Annotated in this window: 16 protein-coding genes; 4 read left to right on the forward strand and 12 right to left on the reverse strand. The window is 47.4% G+C overall.

Annotated features, from left to right (window positions below; genetic code table 11):
• The first annotated feature begins 55 nt into the window (after nucleotides 1-55).
• Entirely contained in the window at nucleotides 56-655 is a 600-nt protein-coding gene (locus OVA33_RS02085) for a rhomboid family intramembrane serine protease (RefSeq protein WP_003156193.1), read from the forward strand.
• Here the strand turns inward: OVA33_RS02085 and OVA33_RS02090 are convergent.
• From OVA33_RS02090 to OVA33_RS02110, 5 genes are all read right to left on the reverse strand, one after another.
• A complete protein-coding gene (locus OVA33_RS02090; RefSeq protein WP_071181549.1) occupies nucleotides 652-2,118 on the reverse strand; it encodes a PH domain-containing protein in 1,467 nt (488 codons plus the stop codon). The two genes, OVA33_RS02085 and OVA33_RS02090, sit on opposite strands and share 4 nt — an antisense overlap.
• Nucleotides 2,108-2,587: a PH domain-containing protein gene (locus OVA33_RS02095; RefSeq protein ID WP_003156195.1), complete on the reverse strand. Its 480-nt coding sequence runs from the start codon at nucleotides 2,585-2,587 to the stop codon at nucleotides 2,108-2,110. Before OVA33_RS02095 ends, OVA33_RS02090 begins: the two co-directional genes overlap by 11 nt.
• A 115-nt stretch (nucleotides 2,588-2,702) precedes the next feature.
• Nucleotides 2,703-4,187, reverse strand: coding sequence for a degradosome RNA helicase CshA (cshA, locus tag OVA33_RS02100; protein ID WP_003156196.1), 1,485 nt, complete (start codon nucleotides 4,185-4,187; stop codon nucleotides 2,703-2,705).
• 330 nt (nucleotides 4,188-4,517) lie between these two features.
• Nucleotides 4,518-5,888, reverse strand: a complete 1,371-nt coding sequence (locus tag OVA33_RS02105) for a UDP-N-acetylmuramoyl-tripeptide--D-alanyl-D-alanine ligase (RefSeq protein ID WP_017419227.1) — start codon at nucleotides 5,886-5,888, stop codon at nucleotides 4,518-4,520.
• A gap of 76 nt (nucleotides 5,889-5,964) precedes the next feature.
• Complete coding sequence (locus OVA33_RS02110; RefSeq protein WP_017419228.1) at nucleotides 5,965-7,050, reverse strand: D-alanine--D-alanine ligase; 1,086 nt, start codon at nucleotides 7,048-7,050, stop codon at nucleotides 5,965-5,967.
• Nucleotides 7,051-7,203: 153 nt separating this feature from the next.
• Between OVA33_RS02110 and OVA33_RS02115 the strand changes: the two genes are divergently transcribed.
• Entirely contained in the window at nucleotides 7,204-7,521 is a 318-nt protein-coding gene (locus OVA33_RS02115; protein WP_003156200.1) for a thioredoxin family protein, read from the forward strand.
• Here OVA33_RS02115 and OVA33_RS02120 read toward each other — a convergent pair.
• On the reverse strand, nucleotides 7,518-8,411 hold the full coding sequence (locus OVA33_RS02120; RefSeq protein ID WP_017419229.1) for a cation diffusion facilitator family transporter: 894 nt from the start codon (nucleotides 8,409-8,411) through the stop codon (nucleotides 7,518-7,520). The two genes, OVA33_RS02115 and OVA33_RS02120, sit on opposite strands and share 4 nt — an antisense overlap.
• 216 nt (nucleotides 8,412-8,627) lie before the next feature.
• Between OVA33_RS02120 and OVA33_RS02125 the strand changes: the two genes are divergently transcribed.
• Together OVA33_RS02125 and fbpB are read left to right on the forward strand one after the other, a co-directional pair.
• Nucleotides 8,628-8,807 carry a Fur-regulated basic protein FbpA gene (locus tag OVA33_RS02125; protein ID WP_025649970.1) on the forward strand — a complete coding sequence of 60 codons (180 nt, stop codon included), beginning with the start codon at nucleotides 8,628-8,630 and terminating at the stop codon, nucleotides 8,805-8,807.
• Complete coding sequence (gene fbpB, locus OVA33_RS02130; RefSeq protein WP_003156206.1) at nucleotides 8,794-8,940, forward strand: Fur-regulated basic protein FbpB; 147 nt, start codon at nucleotides 8,794-8,796, stop codon at nucleotides 8,938-8,940. Before OVA33_RS02125 ends, fbpB begins: the two co-directional genes overlap by 14 nt.
• A 25-nt stretch (nucleotides 8,941-8,965) precedes the next feature.
• Here the strand turns inward: fbpB and OVA33_RS02135 are convergent, their stop codons facing one another.
• The 6 genes from OVA33_RS02135 to dctP form a co-directional block, all read right to left on the reverse strand.
• Nucleotides 8,966-10,111, reverse strand: coding sequence for an acyl-CoA dehydrogenase family protein (locus OVA33_RS02135; RefSeq protein ID WP_071181548.1), 1,146 nt, complete (start codon nucleotides 10,109-10,111; stop codon nucleotides 8,966-8,968).
• Nucleotides 10,112-10,226: 115 nt separating this feature from the next.
• Nucleotides 10,227-10,562 carry a hypothetical protein gene (locus OVA33_RS02140; RefSeq protein ID WP_003156210.1) on the reverse strand — a complete coding sequence of 112 codons (336 nt, stop codon included), beginning with the start codon at nucleotides 10,560-10,562 and terminating at the stop codon, nucleotides 10,227-10,229.
• A 94-nt stretch (nucleotides 10,563-10,656) separates the two neighbouring features.
• Nucleotides 10,657-11,424: an ABC transporter permease gene (locus tag OVA33_RS02145; RefSeq protein WP_007410217.1), complete on the reverse strand. Its 768-nt coding sequence runs from the start codon at nucleotides 11,422-11,424 to the stop codon at nucleotides 10,657-10,659.
• A complete protein-coding gene (locus OVA33_RS02150) occupies nucleotides 11,417-12,343 on the reverse strand; it encodes an ABC transporter ATP-binding protein (protein WP_012116860.1) in 927 nt (308 codons plus the stop codon). Before OVA33_RS02150 ends, OVA33_RS02145 begins: the two co-directional genes overlap by 8 nt.
• Nucleotides 12,344-12,444: 101 nt before the next feature.
• Complete coding sequence (locus tag OVA33_RS02155; protein WP_128974179.1) at nucleotides 12,445-13,494, reverse strand: AI-2E family transporter; 1,050 nt, start codon at nucleotides 13,492-13,494, stop codon at nucleotides 12,445-12,447.
• A gap of 185 nt (nucleotides 13,495-13,679) precedes the next feature.
• Nucleotides 13,680-14,936: a C4-dicarboxylate transporter DctP gene (dctP, locus tag OVA33_RS02160; protein WP_007410214.1), complete on the reverse strand. Its 1,257-nt coding sequence runs from the start codon at nucleotides 14,934-14,936 to the stop codon at nucleotides 13,680-13,682.
• Between the last annotated feature and the right edge of the window lie 81 nt (nucleotides 14,937-15,017).

Genomic DNA, 15,017 nt, shown 5'->3' on the forward strand with positions numbered 1-15,017 from the left:
AATGTCATAAACGTGTTACTATATATGTAACAAATCAGATGCAAAGGGGCTTGCGATGTTTATACGAACGGAAAATTTCCAGACTTTTATCAGACGTTATCCGGCCGTCAGCTGTATCTTGGCGCTGCAGGCGTTCTTATGGCTGTTTTTCAGTATGCCGCTTCATTCCGTCATGATGTGGTCAGATGCTGTGACCGGCTATAATTACGGCGTTTCCTCGGGAGAATGGTGGCGGCTGGTGACACCGATGTTTTTACACGCGAATTTCACTCACCTTTTGTTTAACTCCATGTCTCTCTTTTTATTCGCGCCCCCGCTTGAGCAGATGCTCGGAAAAGTCCGTTTTCTGATTGTGTACATCGCATCGGGCATTATCGGCAATATCGGCACGTATCTTGCCGAACCGCTTGATTATGTGCATGTCGGCGCATCCGGCGCGATCTTCGGACTTTTCGGCGTGTATGTGTTTCTGACTGTTTTCCGCAAGGAGCTGATCGGCCGGGATCAGTCGAAAATGATTATGACCCTGCTTATCATCGCGGTGCTGTCGACGTTTATCAACTCTAATATTAACATTATGGCGCATTTGTTCGGACTGGCAGGCGGATTTTTGCTTTCCTTTTTATGCGTGCAGCAAAAAAAGCGGCGGTATTAATCGTCCGCTTTTTCATATGAATACCAGCGTCCGATGCGTTCGGCATCTTCCTCGCTGACATCCTTCAGCATGACATGCTCCATGTGGTGAGCTGATTTCACTGCGGTAGCCACAGATGCGAGCCGCCTTCTTTTTTGCAGAAAGGAGCGGCTGACTTCAAACATCTGCATTCTTCTTCTCAGCATAATCGTGGTCGTCTTCCCGATCAGCCGTGTGGTGAGCTGCAGCCGGCCGCCGTTTAAGCACCATGACGCGCTCTTAAATGAGGCGTAGCCCAGCACCAGTTCGACGGGAAGCACAAGGAGCGATGCATATCCCCACGGTTTAAACAGAATACAAAGCGGAATGATCACGAAAACCGAGAAGATAACGGAGCGGAATAAATACCGGCGCAGCGCCCTTTTCGGCAAATGATTCCTGTTTTCTTCCAGTACGTAATCCGGTGTGAAACCGTTCAGCATCACACCGAGCTTTGATTTGCGGATGATCGGAAACAGAATCGTCTGAGCTCCTTCTTTCTCATTCCCCGCACTTCCGGCGCTGACAATCGCAACCGTCGCGTATCCGAATAACTGCCTGATCACATTTTCTTTCATTTTAATGGCTTGGATTTTACGGAGCGGGATCGTCACTTGATGTTTTTCAATAATTCCTCTCGTAATGACCAATTCGTGTTCCTTTTTTTCTATCTTAAAGTTGGCATGCTTGATCATCATACCGGCGATGCTTAACAGCCAGGCGATGAACAATCCTATGAAAATGATCACGGCGTATATGCCGATGCTCGCATGCTTGAGAAAGGAAAACCTGTCATAGAGCCAGTCCATCGGAAGTACTTCATCAATCTGAGAAAAGAGGGCAAATACCGCTGAGATGATGACACCGATCCCCCCGGATGTTGAGGCGGCCATAAGCAGCTCACCCACAGACAGGCGGTAAACGGATTGCACATCTTCCCCGCGCATCGGCTCCTGCTCCGCTGCGGTCTCCCCTCGTTCTTCTTGCTCCGCTTTTTGCTGAAAAACAGCCGCTCTGATCCGTTCCGCCTCTTCCACAGTAATGGCGGATAAGACAGCCTCGGCGTCTTTCCCGTCGCCGGCCGTTTCGATTTGAAGCTTAACAAGCTTAAACAGCTGCTGAATGATGCCGGCACTCGTATTCATTGATTGAATCCGGTCAATGGAGATGTATCTCTTTTTCGTAAAAAACAAGCCTTCTTCAATTCTGAATTCTCCGTCCTCAATCCGGTATGTAAATTTTCTCCACTCGATCACACTTGCCGTAATCAGCCAGATAAGCAGGACGGCGAGCGCAATGCCTCCGTAAAAGCGGATGAAGTGGTTGGAATTAACAATATAGACGAGAAAAAATGGCAGAATAATGTTTTTAATGGTTTCGATAATAATATGGAATAAGTTCAAAATCACGGCCGCCGGGTGCAGACGTTTCGGCTCAGACATCATCTTCCGTCACCCTTGCCAGACGGGAAATGGAATCCCTCAGCCGGTCAGCTTCCTCCATATCAAGCGCCGGAATGGAATGAACGGTTGCCGCCGTGGAGATTTTGACTGAGGCCAGACGGTACCTTCTGAGGAGCGGGCCTTGTGAAGTATCTACGTGCTGCACCCTCACCATCGGCACAATGACCCGTTTGACTATAAAAATGCCGGATTGAATATCAATTTCATTTTCATGGACCTCATAGCGCCAGATCCTGTGCCTGATTTTCGGTATGGCATAGACGGATATCACTGAACCGATGACCCAAATGATGCCGAGGACTCCGGTGATCCAATACGGCCAATGGAAGAAATGGCTTAAAACAGCTGCTGCTATAACGGCCAGAAGACAGAAGGCGGACAGGATGATTTCCTGAAGACGCCAGACTTTTAAGCCGCTTGGACTGATTCGATTTTTTGGCTGTGCTCTCAACATACCTACCTCCCATTTTTTATCATACATACAAATACGGCTGATTTGCAAAAAAGATTCACTTTCCGGCATATCAAAAAAAGCGGACCCCGTAAAAGGGTCCGCTTCCAGTGTTTTAGTATGATTTTTTCTGGCGTCTGTCACCTGAAGAACGGCGGTCGCTTGAGCGTTTTTTATCGTAGGAAGAACGGTTGTTGTTTTTCCCTTTGCCGCCGCGGTAGCCGCCGCCTTGGCCGTCTCTGCGCTTAGAAGTACGCTGGTTTTTATAGCGTTTGCTGACCATCGGCGCTTCATCAGTGAGGCGTACAGGCGTGCTGTCCGGCTCTTTTGTCGCCATTTTAATGGCTGCAGCCACAACTGTCACTGCATCATGATCTTCTAACAATTCCGCAGCTGCCGTCATGTAGAAGTTCAGGTTGTTTTCGCTGATCGCCGTACGCAGACGGTCAACCGTCACCTGCTGCTGACCTTCTAATGCTTCGTCAAGCGTCGGCTCTTTCATGCGGTCCATTTTGCGTTTTGTCGTTTGTTCGATCGCGCGAAGCATGTTTTTCTCACGCGGTGTGATAAACGTCATCGCCATACCCGTTTTTCCTGCGCGTCCCGTTCTTCCGATACGGTGAACGTAACTTTCAGGATCTTGAGGCACGTCAAAGTTGTAAACGTGGGTAACACCTGAGATATCAAGTCCGCGGGCAGCAACGTCAGTCGCTACAAGCACTTCGATCGCACCTTCTTTAAACTTGCGGAGCGCTACCATACGCTTCGCCTGCGTTAAGTCGCCGTGAATTCCTTCAGCCGCATATCCGCGAAGGTTCAGCGCTTCCGTCAATTCGTCAACACGGCGTTTTGTACGGCCGAATACAATCGCAAGTTCCGGAGACTGAATGTCAAGAAGACGAGTCAGCGTATCGAATTTTTTGCGCTCCTGCACTTCCAAGTAGAACTGCTGAATGTTGGACACAGTCATTTCTTTCGCTTTTACTTTTACGTGTTCCGGCTCAGTCATGAAACGCTCTGCGATCCGTTTGATCGGCGCAGGCATTGTTGCTGAGAATAAGAGCGTTTGGTGGTCGCTCGGCACGTTTGAGAGAATGGATTCAATATCATCAATGAATCCCATGTTCAGCATTTCATCAGCCTCGTCCATGACAACCGTGTTCACGTTGTTTAAACGGATCGTGCGGCGGTTGATATGGTCAAGAAGACGCCCCGGCGTACCTACGATGATATGCGGGTTTTTCTTCAATGCGCGGATCTGACGTCCGATATCCTGACCGCCGTAAATAGGCAGCACTTTCGCACGCTTATCTTGTCCGATTTTATATAACTCTTCAGATACTTGAATGGCTAATTCACGGGTTGGCGCGATTACGATTGCTTGAATATTAGGAGACTCGGGGTTCATTTTTTCAACAAGGGGTATACCGAACGCAGCTGTTTTACCTGTACCTGTTTGCGCTTGTCCGATGACATCTTTATTTAAAAGTCCGAGCGGAATCGTTTGTGCCTGAATCGGTGTTGCTTCTTCAAATCCCATACGATTGATTGATTTCATGAGATCAGAACTTAATTGGAAATCTTGAAACGTTATAGTCAAATTATTCAAACTCCTTCTGATTGCTGTTTCAGTAATGTCGTGATTTACCACTAAAAACCGCCCTTTCATCCAAAGGACAGGATCATACGTATACAAAGCCCGAATTACTTTACGTTTAATCTTACCATTACACTATGTGTTTTTCAATAAGGCGAGATGGTCAGGCGGCCGGAAGCGGCCTGACCGGATTCTTCCCGCGAACGGGGCCGGACCCCGCGCCGGACGGGATTTCCCAGCCGGCGGTCTTTCTTTTTCATACGGACAGAATTATTTCACCCTGAATTAGTTTCTTCATTTTTGTATATTTTTATGATGCTGATCATTATTTTTTCAGTGCTTCTCTAATAAATCTTTAACGATTTCTTCGAGCTTCATACCTCTCGATGCTTTAAACAGAAGGAGATCGCCGGAAGCGGCCATATCCTGTATGGCGTGAAGCAGTTCTTTTTTGTCAAGATAATGGCTGACGCGCCCTTCTTCAAAATGCCGGCGTGCTCCGTCAGCGATGAATGCGCCGAGTGTGCCGTAAGTAAATACATGGTCGATTTCCGCCGGATTGACCGCAGCACCGCATTCTTCGTGGAATGCTTTTTCTTCATCACCAAGTTCAAGCATATCACCGAGCACGAGCATTTTCTTCCGATAGCCTTTCATCGTTTCGATTAATTCGACCGCCGCTTTCATTGACGTCGGGCTCGCATTATATGCGTCGTTTACGATCGAGATGCCGTTTTCCGTTTTGACCAGTTCCAATCTCATCCCCGTCACCTTCAGGCGGCTCAGTCCCAGAGCGGCATTTTCCGGCGTAATGCCGAAATAGATGCCGGCGGCGTATGCGGCCATGGCATTCATCACATTATGTCTGCCGAGAACGGGAATAAAGAAAGAACGGTCGATCCCGTCGATATTAAAGTATGTGCCTTCTTCCGCCTGTTTTATTTCTTTCAGGCGGAGATCATTGTCCGCGCCTGCGCCGTATGTCGTTGTCCGGCAAGTGTACGTCTTTTCGCGAAGCAGCGGCTCATCCCCGAAATAAAACAGAACGCCGTCTTCCCGAAGTCCGTTTATAATTTCAAGTTTTGCCTCCGCAATTCCTTCTCTTGAGCCTAAATCCTGCATGTGGGATTCGCCGATATTGGTAATGACGGCAGCTTCCGGTTCAGCAAGACGGCTCAGAAAATCAATTTCGCCTCTCGCGCTCATTCCCATTTCTAAAACGGCGATTTCTGTATCTTCAGGCATGGCAAGCACGGTCAGCGGCAGGCCGATATGGTTGTTGAAATTGCCGGCGGTTTTGTGAACGCGGTACTGCGTGCCGAGAACGGCGTGAAGCATGTCTTTCGTTGTCGTTTTTCCGTTGCTCCCAGTCACCCCGATAACCCGTGTGCCGAGCTCTTTCAAATAAGCTTTTGCCAATGTTTGCAGCGCCTCCAGCGTGTCATCGACAAGGATGACAGCACGCTCTTCCGGCGGATTCGGTTCAGATCGGTCCCACAACACCGCGGAAACGCCTTTTTCGAATGCTTGCGGCACAAAGGTGTGGCCGTTAAAATGCTCGCCTATTAAAGGAATGAACAGCTGATTTTTTTCCAAAGTCCGCGTATCGGTTGCGGCGCCCTCAATCATTGTTTGTTCAAATACGGGATTTGTCAGTGTGCCTTTGACCATGTCTGCGATTCGCTTTACAGTTCGCTTTATCAAAGGTGGCACCTCGCTTTCTGAAAATGTTGTCTGTTACGGGAAAAGACACTGCCCCTTCAGGCAGTGTCCGTCTTCATTAAAATGTATGTTTAATCAGCTGTTTTTCGGCATGGCGTTCTTTTGCCAGCTCAACCAGCTGTTCGATCAGATCACTGTAATCTACGCCTGCTTCTTTCCAAAGCAGCGGGAACATGCTGAATGGCGTAAAGCCCGGCATTGTGTTCACTTCGTTAATGAGCACTTGACCGTCATTGGTCAGGAAGAAATCGGCGCGGACAAGGCCTGATCCGTCAATCGCTTTGAAGGCTTTAATCGCCATCTCGCTGATTTCCGCATATTGTTCATCCGTCACTTGCGCGGGAATCATTAAATCCGTGTCGCCGTCTTCATATTTCGCCTTGTAATCGTAAAAGTCGGTTTTCGGCGCGATTTCACCGACGGCGGAGCATTTCGGTTCGTCATTTCCGAGTACGCCGATTTCGATTTCTCTGCCGGCGATTCCTTCTTCCACCACAATTTTCCGGTCATACTCAAAAGCCAGTTCGAAGGCTTTTTCAAGCTCTTCACGGTTTCTGCATTTGCTGATTCCGACGCTTGATCCGAGGTTCGCCGGTTTGACGAAGCACGGATATCCCAGCTCCTCTTCAACCTGCTGTAAGCAGCTGTCCGACGTCTGTTTCCAGTCCTTTTTTAAGAAAGCGGCGTACTTCGCCTGCGGAAGCCCCGCTTGAGCGAACAAATGCTTCATGATGACTTTATCCATGCCGGCTGATGATGCAAGCACCCCGTTGCCGACATAAGGAACGTTCAGCAATTCCAGCAGACCCTGAATGGTGCCGTCTTCACCGTTCGGTCCGTGGAGAAGCGGAAATACGACATCGATCGGCGCCTTTTCGTCAGGCGACGCTTCAGGAAACATTTCCCGGTTCAATGCTGATAGAGCGAAACTTTCACCGTTTTGTTCCAGCTGAAGCATTTTCACGTTGGAAACCGGCTCAGTCAGCAGCGGGCCTCTTTGCCATTCTCCTTTTTCAGTGATGTAAATCGGATGTATATCAAACTTCTCAGTATTAAGCGCTTTTGTTACAGCTAATGCTGTCTGCAGCGATACATTGTGTTCGGCTGACTTTCCGCCGTACACCAATCCTAGACTTGTTTTCAATGGATATTCCCCCCACAACAATTCATCTTTACTATCTTATCACTTTCCTCAGAAAATGATCTAATTATTTTTGGGCATTCTGAATATGAAAGCATTTGTATGTAATTCCTTTTTATTTTATATTAAAATGGCATGGAAAAGGAGATGTGTCATATGAAAAAAATCAGTACAACAGAACAATTTAATGAACTTATTCAATCCGACAAGGAAATCATCGTGAAATTTTTCGCTGACTGGTGCCCTGACTGCACGCGCATGAATATGTTCATCGGCGATATTTTGGAAGAATATAATCAAAATGATTGGTATGAGCTGAACAGAGACGAGCTCCCTGAGCTTGCCGACAAATATCAGGTAATGGGCATACCGAGCCTTCTGATCTTTAAAAACGGCGAAAAGAAAGCGCATCTTCACAGCGCAAACGCGAAAACGCCCGAAGAAGTCACAGAATTTTTATCACAGCATATTTAATTCGTTTCACGATCTTTGTTTATGACTTCAGGCTCTACATGAACATGGACATGAGTCACATCATGTTCATGTTTTATTGCATATTCGACCTCATCGGCTACTTCGTGGCCTTCTTTCACAGACAGTCCCGGATCTACCGTAATGACCATTTCCACATGAACCGTGCTCCCCAAATACCTTGCTTTCACATCCTTCAGCCTGCTGACCTCTTTTATTTCTTTCACTGTGTGTTTATACGGCTCCAAATCTTTCAGATCAAATCCGTCCGTCAATGAGTGGGATGCATCTTTGAAGATGTCCCATGCCGTCTTACAGATGATGATTCCGATCAGAAAAGCAATGACCGGATCAATCCACGGCAGATGAAGCCGGGCCGTTAAGACGCCTATAAACGCCCCAATACTGACATAGGCGTCAGAACGGCTGTCTTTCGCCGCCGCATGAAGCGCAGAACTTTTAACCCGATCCGCAAGACGGCTGTTATATACATACATGCCGTACATTACAATCCCGCTTCCGAGCGCCGTCCATGCCGCAATGAAGCTCGGCTCGGCCTCCGTTCCGCTGACAATCGCCTTTGCTCCTCCGATCAGCACTTCAATACCGACCGCCATCATAATAAAAGACGCAATTAATGAAGAAATTGTTTCAGCCCGATAATGTCCGTAGGCATGATCACTGTCCGCAGGTCGCTGGGAAATCCGGAGCCCGATCAGCACAGCCAGTGATGCGACAATATCCGTGGCATTATTTAACCCGTCCGCTCTGAGCGCTTCGGAATGATAAATAAGACCGATCACCAGTTTGACGGCGGCAAGGATGAGGTACGCGGCGATATTAAGAATCGCGCCTTTTTCGCCCCGTTTTAAGTTTGCCGTTTGATCATTCATGTAAGGACTCCTCCATTCTCATTCATAGTATGGATGGAAAAGCGGAAAAATAGCAGCTTTGATCTGACAGAAACACAATCAATTCGACAGCATTATTCCCCGGGAAACTTTTTGTCGAAAAATTGGCGGTATTTTTCCTTTACATATGAATATGCCCATTGTATACTTTCATTAACTGATAATGATTCTCAATATCATTTGATTAGGAGGGTAATCATGAGGTCTTCTCCTCAGCTCAGATCATCAGTTGAAGGACGAAAAAAACATCTGATCCATTTGCTGATCAATAACGGAATATACAAAAAGTCGGAACGGCATTTATATCAATTATCGCTCGGAGAATTAGAAAGCGAATACAAATATGTAAGGAAGGTGCGGGCTCATGGCGAAACGTAAAATAAAAACATACGAACAGCTGATAAAAGAAAACAAGGCGGCCATTATGAATAATCAAAAGCTGATGAATGTGATCTATGACAGAATTGACCGCAAGCATCAAAAACTGCTCCGGCACAACAGCCATACATAAAAAGAGCCTTTTTCAGGCTCTTTTTTTATTGCTCAAAGGCTTCCGCCGCTAATTTGCCGATGACCGCATCGTCCATCGGCGGATTGTGAAGGCCGGCCCGGGCATCCCGGTAATACCGCTGAAGCGGATTATTTCGCTCCAGGCTTTTTGCGCCGGTGATTCTCATTGCTTTATCAACAACAGAAAGGACGGCATTTGTCACAATATGTTTTGCGGCGCCGAGCTCGCTTTTGATGAAAGGGCGGCGTTTCGGGTCATCATACATTTGCGCCGCCGTGAAGAGAAACTGTCTCGCTTTTAACAATTCGAGCTCCATTTCCCCGACACGCTGCCCAACGGCCGGCACGTCTTTAATCGGTCCGTTCAGGCTGTTCGGCGAATATTCGGATGCAAACCGGACGGCATAGTCCCTTGCCGCTTGAGCGATACCCAGATAAGCAGCGGGAATGTGAAGCAGCCAGCCATTCACTTTCGCCGCTCTCGGCCCGCTGATAAGCTCCACAAGCCGCTCATCACTGACCGTGACATGATCTAAAAGGAGATCATGGCTTCCGGTCGCCTTCATGGCAATCATATCCCATGTTTCTTCGACTGAAACGCCTGCCTGATCTTTATGAATGAGAAAAACACCGGTCGTTTGTTTTTCTTCAATCCATGCCGTCACAAGCATATAATCCAAAGTCAGTGAAAGGGTTGTAAAGGTTTTTCGGCCGTTCAGCACCCATTTTCCGTCTTTTTTGACAGCGGAGGTGCCGGGTCTTCCTCCCCTCGTCGGACTGCCGGTCTGCCGTTCCGTCGCTGCCCTGTTCAGGACGGCTCCCTTTTTCACCTCTTCTGTGATAAATGAAAAGACACCTTCATCCCAGCTGTTTCCTTCTCCGAGCTCACCCATGACGGATAAATGCCAGCCGATTCCGAGAGCAACGGCCGCGTCTCCCCGTGCCAGCCGTTCCTGAAACAGCACCATATCATAAACGGAAATGCCTGCACCGCCGAATGCCTCAGGTACCGTTAACGCCGTATATCCCGCGTCGCGCAGTCTTTGAATTTTCTCCGCAGGAAAACGGCCCGCCTCATCATCAAGCGCGGCTGTTTTTTGAAATTCGTCTGCAAGCAGGCCGATTTTTTCCATCCATTCCCGCTGCCGTTCATTCTGTATCCATAAAGACACTGGAATCCCCCCATTATAATTCCGATAAAGTTAATAAGTATTATAGAGATTCAAGTCTCGTTTCGCAACTGTGAGGCTGTACAAAAAAAACACGCTATTCCATGGAATAGCGCGTTCAGACTGCTTCCGGGCCGCGGTCCTGCTTGAGCCCGAGATAAATCAGCATATATGTGAGATAACCCATCGTCATCACAAGCCCGCCAAAGAAAAAGCTTGAAAAAATCGGCTCTTCAAACGCGGTAACCGCCGCAAGCACGATCCAGCTTGCATACAGGTAGATGATGAAATAACGGAATCCCGTCTTCATTTTATATAAGAGAAACAGCCCCACTGTAGAAAACAAACCCAGCGCAAGCCTGAAATAAACAAGATGTTCGAATTGAAACATGAATGACACAAAGGAAAAACCAAGCAATAACACAATCGGTAATGCGGTAATAAAATTTCTCAAGTGAGCACCTCCGTCATTACCTTTATTATAAATCAAAATAGCATAAATTATTGATTTATCGTGATCTTTTTCACAAAAATGTCATTCCTTTACTTTATACCCGAACATCTCGTTTGCAAAAGCTCCACCAAGCGACGGCTAAGAAGAATACGATATGGATAATGATAATGCCTGCGGAAAATAACGGCGTCATTCCCGCAAACAGCGGCTTCGCCCCGCTCATATATTGCGTCAGGTCAGTATTTGCGAACAGCAGAAAACTTCCCCATTTGTTTTGGAAGAGCGACATAATCGTCACGAGTGATTTTGCGCCGTACAGCACGATAAATGACAAAATGACGGCCGTTGCGCTGTTTCGGAATACAGAAGAACACAACAAGCCAAAGCATGCCATCGCAAACGCCTCGACCCAGTTCGTGCCGATTACTTTCAGGGTGTTCATCAGAAGCGTCCCTGATTCAGATGTCACCGACACGCCGAAGAAAGCCATGCCGAACAGCAGAGACAGAATATAGTACGCCGCATACAGGTACAAGCTGACCAAAAATACGGTAATGAGTTTAGATACAAAAATCCGCTCCCGCTTTACCGGGCGGATTAACAAAAATTTGATCGTTTTCTTATCAAATTCAGCGGAAATGATCGTTGCCGCGATCACGATTGTTAACGCCTCAAGCAGAATATTCAGCCCGGGCGCGTACGCCATATAGCCGATGAAATTCTCATCCGTTCCGGAACTGATGACAAGCCGTTTAATGACAAGCGCCATAATAAATTGGAGAACGGCCATCAGAATCAGCGCCACCAATGAGACTTTTCGGTTAAAGAGTTTCATATGCTCATTCGCTGTCAATTTAAACATTCGTCTCCCCCTCCTCTTGAAGCGCCGTCGTCACTTTCATGAATTCATCCTCCAGCGATTCCGCATACGGCATGATGGAATACACGAGGAAGTCTTGTCCGACGAGCGCACGGTTTAATGCCGGGATGTCCTTCTTCGCTACGGTGACGGTAATGCCCCCGCCGTTTTTCTCCGGAGCAAATTGCTGTTGGGACAGCCATTCAAATGCTTCGTCAGCCGGCTGAATGTCGAGGACGGCTTTTTCTTCTTTTTCCTCAGCGCCGCGCAGAACAACCTCTGTTTTGATCTCACCTTTTTGAATGATGATGACACGGTCGCAAAGGTCCTCCACTTCACGCAATAAATGCGTCGCAAAAAGGATGCTCGTCCCTTCAAGCTCCGCGAGTTCCTTTAAGTGATCGCGGAAATCCTTCATTCCGCCGGGATCAAGCCCGTTTGTCGGTTCATCTAAAATGAGCAGATTCGGACGGTGAAGAATGGCCTGTGCAATCCCGAGACGCTGACGCATACCAAGGGAATACGTTTTAACTTTGTCATGAACGGCATTTGTGAGCCCGACCCGCTCGATGACTTCCTGAAGCCTGTCCTCTTTGATGTTTTTGTGCATGTTGGCAAAGTGCTTCAGATTTTCCCACCCCGTCAGGTACGGGTAGAATTCAGGATTTTCCACGATCGCTCCGACGGATTCAAGCGCTTTTTCGAAATCAGCATCGTGCTGAAAGCCGTTAATTGTAATCGTGCCGCTGTTTTTCTTTAAAAGACCGACGATGATTCGGATAAGTGTGGTTTTTCCCGACCCGTTCGGACCGAGCAAACCGATGATCTCGCCCTGCCTGACATCCATGCTGATGTTTTTTAAAATGTGCTTTTTGCCTATTGTTTTGTCAAGGCCTTCAATATGTAAAATCGGCTCAGTCATACAGCCTTCCTCCTTTTTCACAAAAAATAAACAGTGCCCGTACTTAGGCACTGTCTGCATTATAACATTAGTCATATATTCGTGAAGAGCCGGAGCCGACGTTATGTCTTATCCGGGACCGGTCCGTTTTTTTCCTTCTCTTCATTATTGACGACATCCAGAATATCAAGCAGGAACACAAAAATCGGAATTCCGATAATCAAGCCCCAAATGCCGAAGAAATGTTCCGAGAAAATCAGAACCGTAAAGGTAAAAAAGATCGGCAGTTCCGTTTTCGCTGACATCAGTTTCGGATTAAGGAAGTACGTCTCAATCGCATGGATGACGAAAATGACCAGCACGATGTAGATGACATACGCAGCGCCGCCCGTCGTATACGCGATGATGCTGAGCGGAATGAGCGAAATCACCACACCCGCCACGGGAATGAGCCCGAGGAAAAAGACCATGATTGACAGGCCGAACAGCTGCGGAAAATGCAGAATCGCCAATGCGATCAAGGTGAGGATACAGTTCACCAGCGCGATAATAAATTGGGCTTCAAGCACTTTGCCGAATGTTCTCGCAAATTTGCTGCCGAAAAAAGCAAGTTCGTAGTAAAAAACAGACAGCTTGCTGTGCTGAAATTTTTTCATAAACTCCATGAGCCGCTTTTTCTCGAACAGGAAAAACATGCTGAGAATCAGTGACATCACGACCTGCAAACCGAAAGTGCTGATATCGGCCAAGTATGTATACAGTACATTAAAACCTTCTTTTACATAGGAACCGATATTGATATCGCCGAACACGCTCGATATCTCATCATAAAACGGAATGACATCGGGATGATACGCGATGTGCTTGATCTGCTTAATCAGCTGTTCAATCTGCTTGGCAACAATCGGGTAAAAGACAAAGCCTCCGACAGTCGCCCCGACAGCCAGCGCAATATATAAAATGGTGATGACCACCCTCTGGCTGATCCGGAAAAAATGGTTCAACACGTGCCGGATGACAGTCTCCAGCCGATCCATCAGAAAAGTAAAAATAAACGTAAGCAAAATCAAATTAATCATACTTCGGAATACAACTAACACCCCAGTCAAAACAAGAAAAACCGAAAAACGTCTGACACCCGGATGCTGAAAAAATTTAAAAATAGCCGCCATTTATACACTCCTGCTAGGACAAAAAGCCCTTAGATTTCATCTTTCACTCTCTAATTGTAAATTATATAACAAAATGACGCTAAGGTCTTTGTCCACCTCCTAATAAATTTGAACAAATTTATCTTTTTTACTCATGGCGGCCGAAAAAAAGAACGGCATGCCCGATGCATGCCGTTCCTTTCCTTTTATACCGCCGTTTTCATTTCTTTTACGGCCTGTGTGCTTTTCACTTCGTCAAACTCATTTTCACTCTTGGCTACGATGATGGTGGCGATTCCGTTTCCGATCAGGTTGACGATCGCCCTTCCTTCACTCATAAAGCGGTCGACGCCGAGGAGCAGCGCCAGCCCCTCCAGCGGAATAACCTGAAGCGCCGATAAAGTGGAGGCGAGCACGATAAATCCGCTTCCGGTTACGCCCGCCGCGCCTTTTGATGTCAGCATCAGCACGAGAATGATCGTAACCTGCTGGCCGATGGTAAGGTCAACGCCGAACACCTGCGCCAGAAAAACCGTCGCCATGGACAGATAAATCGAGGTGCCGTCCAGGTTAAAAGAATATCCCGTCGGAATGACAAGGCCGACAACCGATTTGGAACAGCCGTAGCGCTCCATTTTATCCATCATCCGCGGAAGGACGGACTCAGAAGAGCTTGTGCCGAGAACGATGAGCAGTTCATCTTTAATAAAACGGAGATAGTTCCACAAGCTGAAACCGAATAGTTTGCAAATGATATTCAAAGCGACAAATACAAACAGGAACATCGTAACGTATACAGACAGCATCAGACTCGCCAGCGGCTTGATGGAATCAAGGCCGAAGTGCCCGATCGTATAGGCCATGGCCCCGAATGCGCCGATCGGCGCCGCGCGCATGATGTAGCCGATGATTTTGAAAAAAACATGCGACAGTTTATCAAAGAAATCAATAATGCTTTTGCCTCTTTCACCGAGCGCCGCCAAGCCGACACCGAATAAAACAGAAAAGAATAAGACCTGAAGAATGTCGCCTTTTGCGAAAGCGTCAACCATATTTGACGGAACGATGTGAGTGATAAATTCAATCCAGTCAATCCCCTGTCCCCCGTTTTGCGTGTACTGGGAGACATCCCCTTTTTCAAGCTTGCTGTAATCAAGCCCCTCACCGGGTTTCATGATATTGACGACCAGAAGTCCGATAATAAGGGCGATGGTGGTCACGACTTCAAAATAAATAAATGCTTTTCCCCCGACTTTGCCGACTTTTTTCATGTCTCCCATCTTGGCGATGCCAAGCACGATCGTCAGGAATATGATCGGTGCGATAATCATTTTTACCGCATTGATAAATGTATCGCCGAGCGGCTTCATCTGCTTCCCGGCCTCAGGCCATACGAGTCCGACAATGACGCCGATGATAACCGCCGTGATGACCTGCACCGTAAGATTTTTGAAAATTTTCATCCCTACTCCCCCTTGCCTCTCGCTGCGTCTATATGAAAATGATAGCGTTTTCAAACAAAGAGGGGAAGCTTATGATCATAA

It is taken from the genome of Bacillus sp. KICET-1 (genome assembly GCF_027721405.1).
GTDB classification, from domain to species: domain Bacteria; phylum Bacillota; class Bacilli; order Bacillales; family Bacillaceae; genus Bacillus; species Bacillus velezensis.

Bases quoted from the DNA above. Each gene is read 5' to 3' on its own strand.
- OVA33_RS02085 (WP_003156193.1), top strand. From the start codon at position 56: ATGTTTATACGAACGGAAAATTTCCAGACTTTTATCAGACGTTATCCG.
- OVA33_RS02090 (WP_071181549.1), bottom strand. From the start codon at position 2,118: ATGATGTCTGAGCCGAAACGTCTGCACCCGGCGGCCGTGATTTTGAAC.
- OVA33_RS02115 (WP_003156200.1), top strand. From the start codon at position 7,204: ATGAAAAAAATCAGTACAACAGAACAATTTAATGAACTTATTCAATCC.
- OVA33_RS02120 (WP_017419229.1), bottom strand. From the start codon at position 8,411: ATGAATGATCAAACGGCAAACTTAAAACGGGGCGAAAAAGGCGCGATT.
- OVA33_RS02125 (WP_025649970.1), top strand. From the start codon at position 8,628: ATGAGGTCTTCTCCTCAGCTCAGATCATCAGTTGAAGGACGAAAAAAA.
- fbpB (WP_003156206.1), top strand. From the start codon at position 8,794: ATGGCGAAACGTAAAATAAAAACATACGAACAGCTGATAAAAGAAAAC.
- OVA33_RS02145 (WP_007410217.1), bottom strand. From the start codon at position 11,424: ATGTTTAAATTGACAGCGAATGAGCATATGAAACTCTTTAACCGAAAA.
- OVA33_RS02150 (WP_012116860.1), bottom strand. From the start codon at position 12,343: ATGACTGAGCCGATTTTACATATTGAAGGCCTTGACAAAACAATAGGC.
- OVA33_RS02155 (WP_128974179.1), bottom strand. From the start codon at position 13,494: ATGGCGGCTATTTTTAAATTTTTTCAGCATCCGGGTGTCAGACGTTTT.
- dctP (WP_007410214.1), bottom strand. From the start codon at position 14,936: ATGAAAATTTTCAAAAATCTTACGGTGCAGGTCATCACGGCGGTTATC.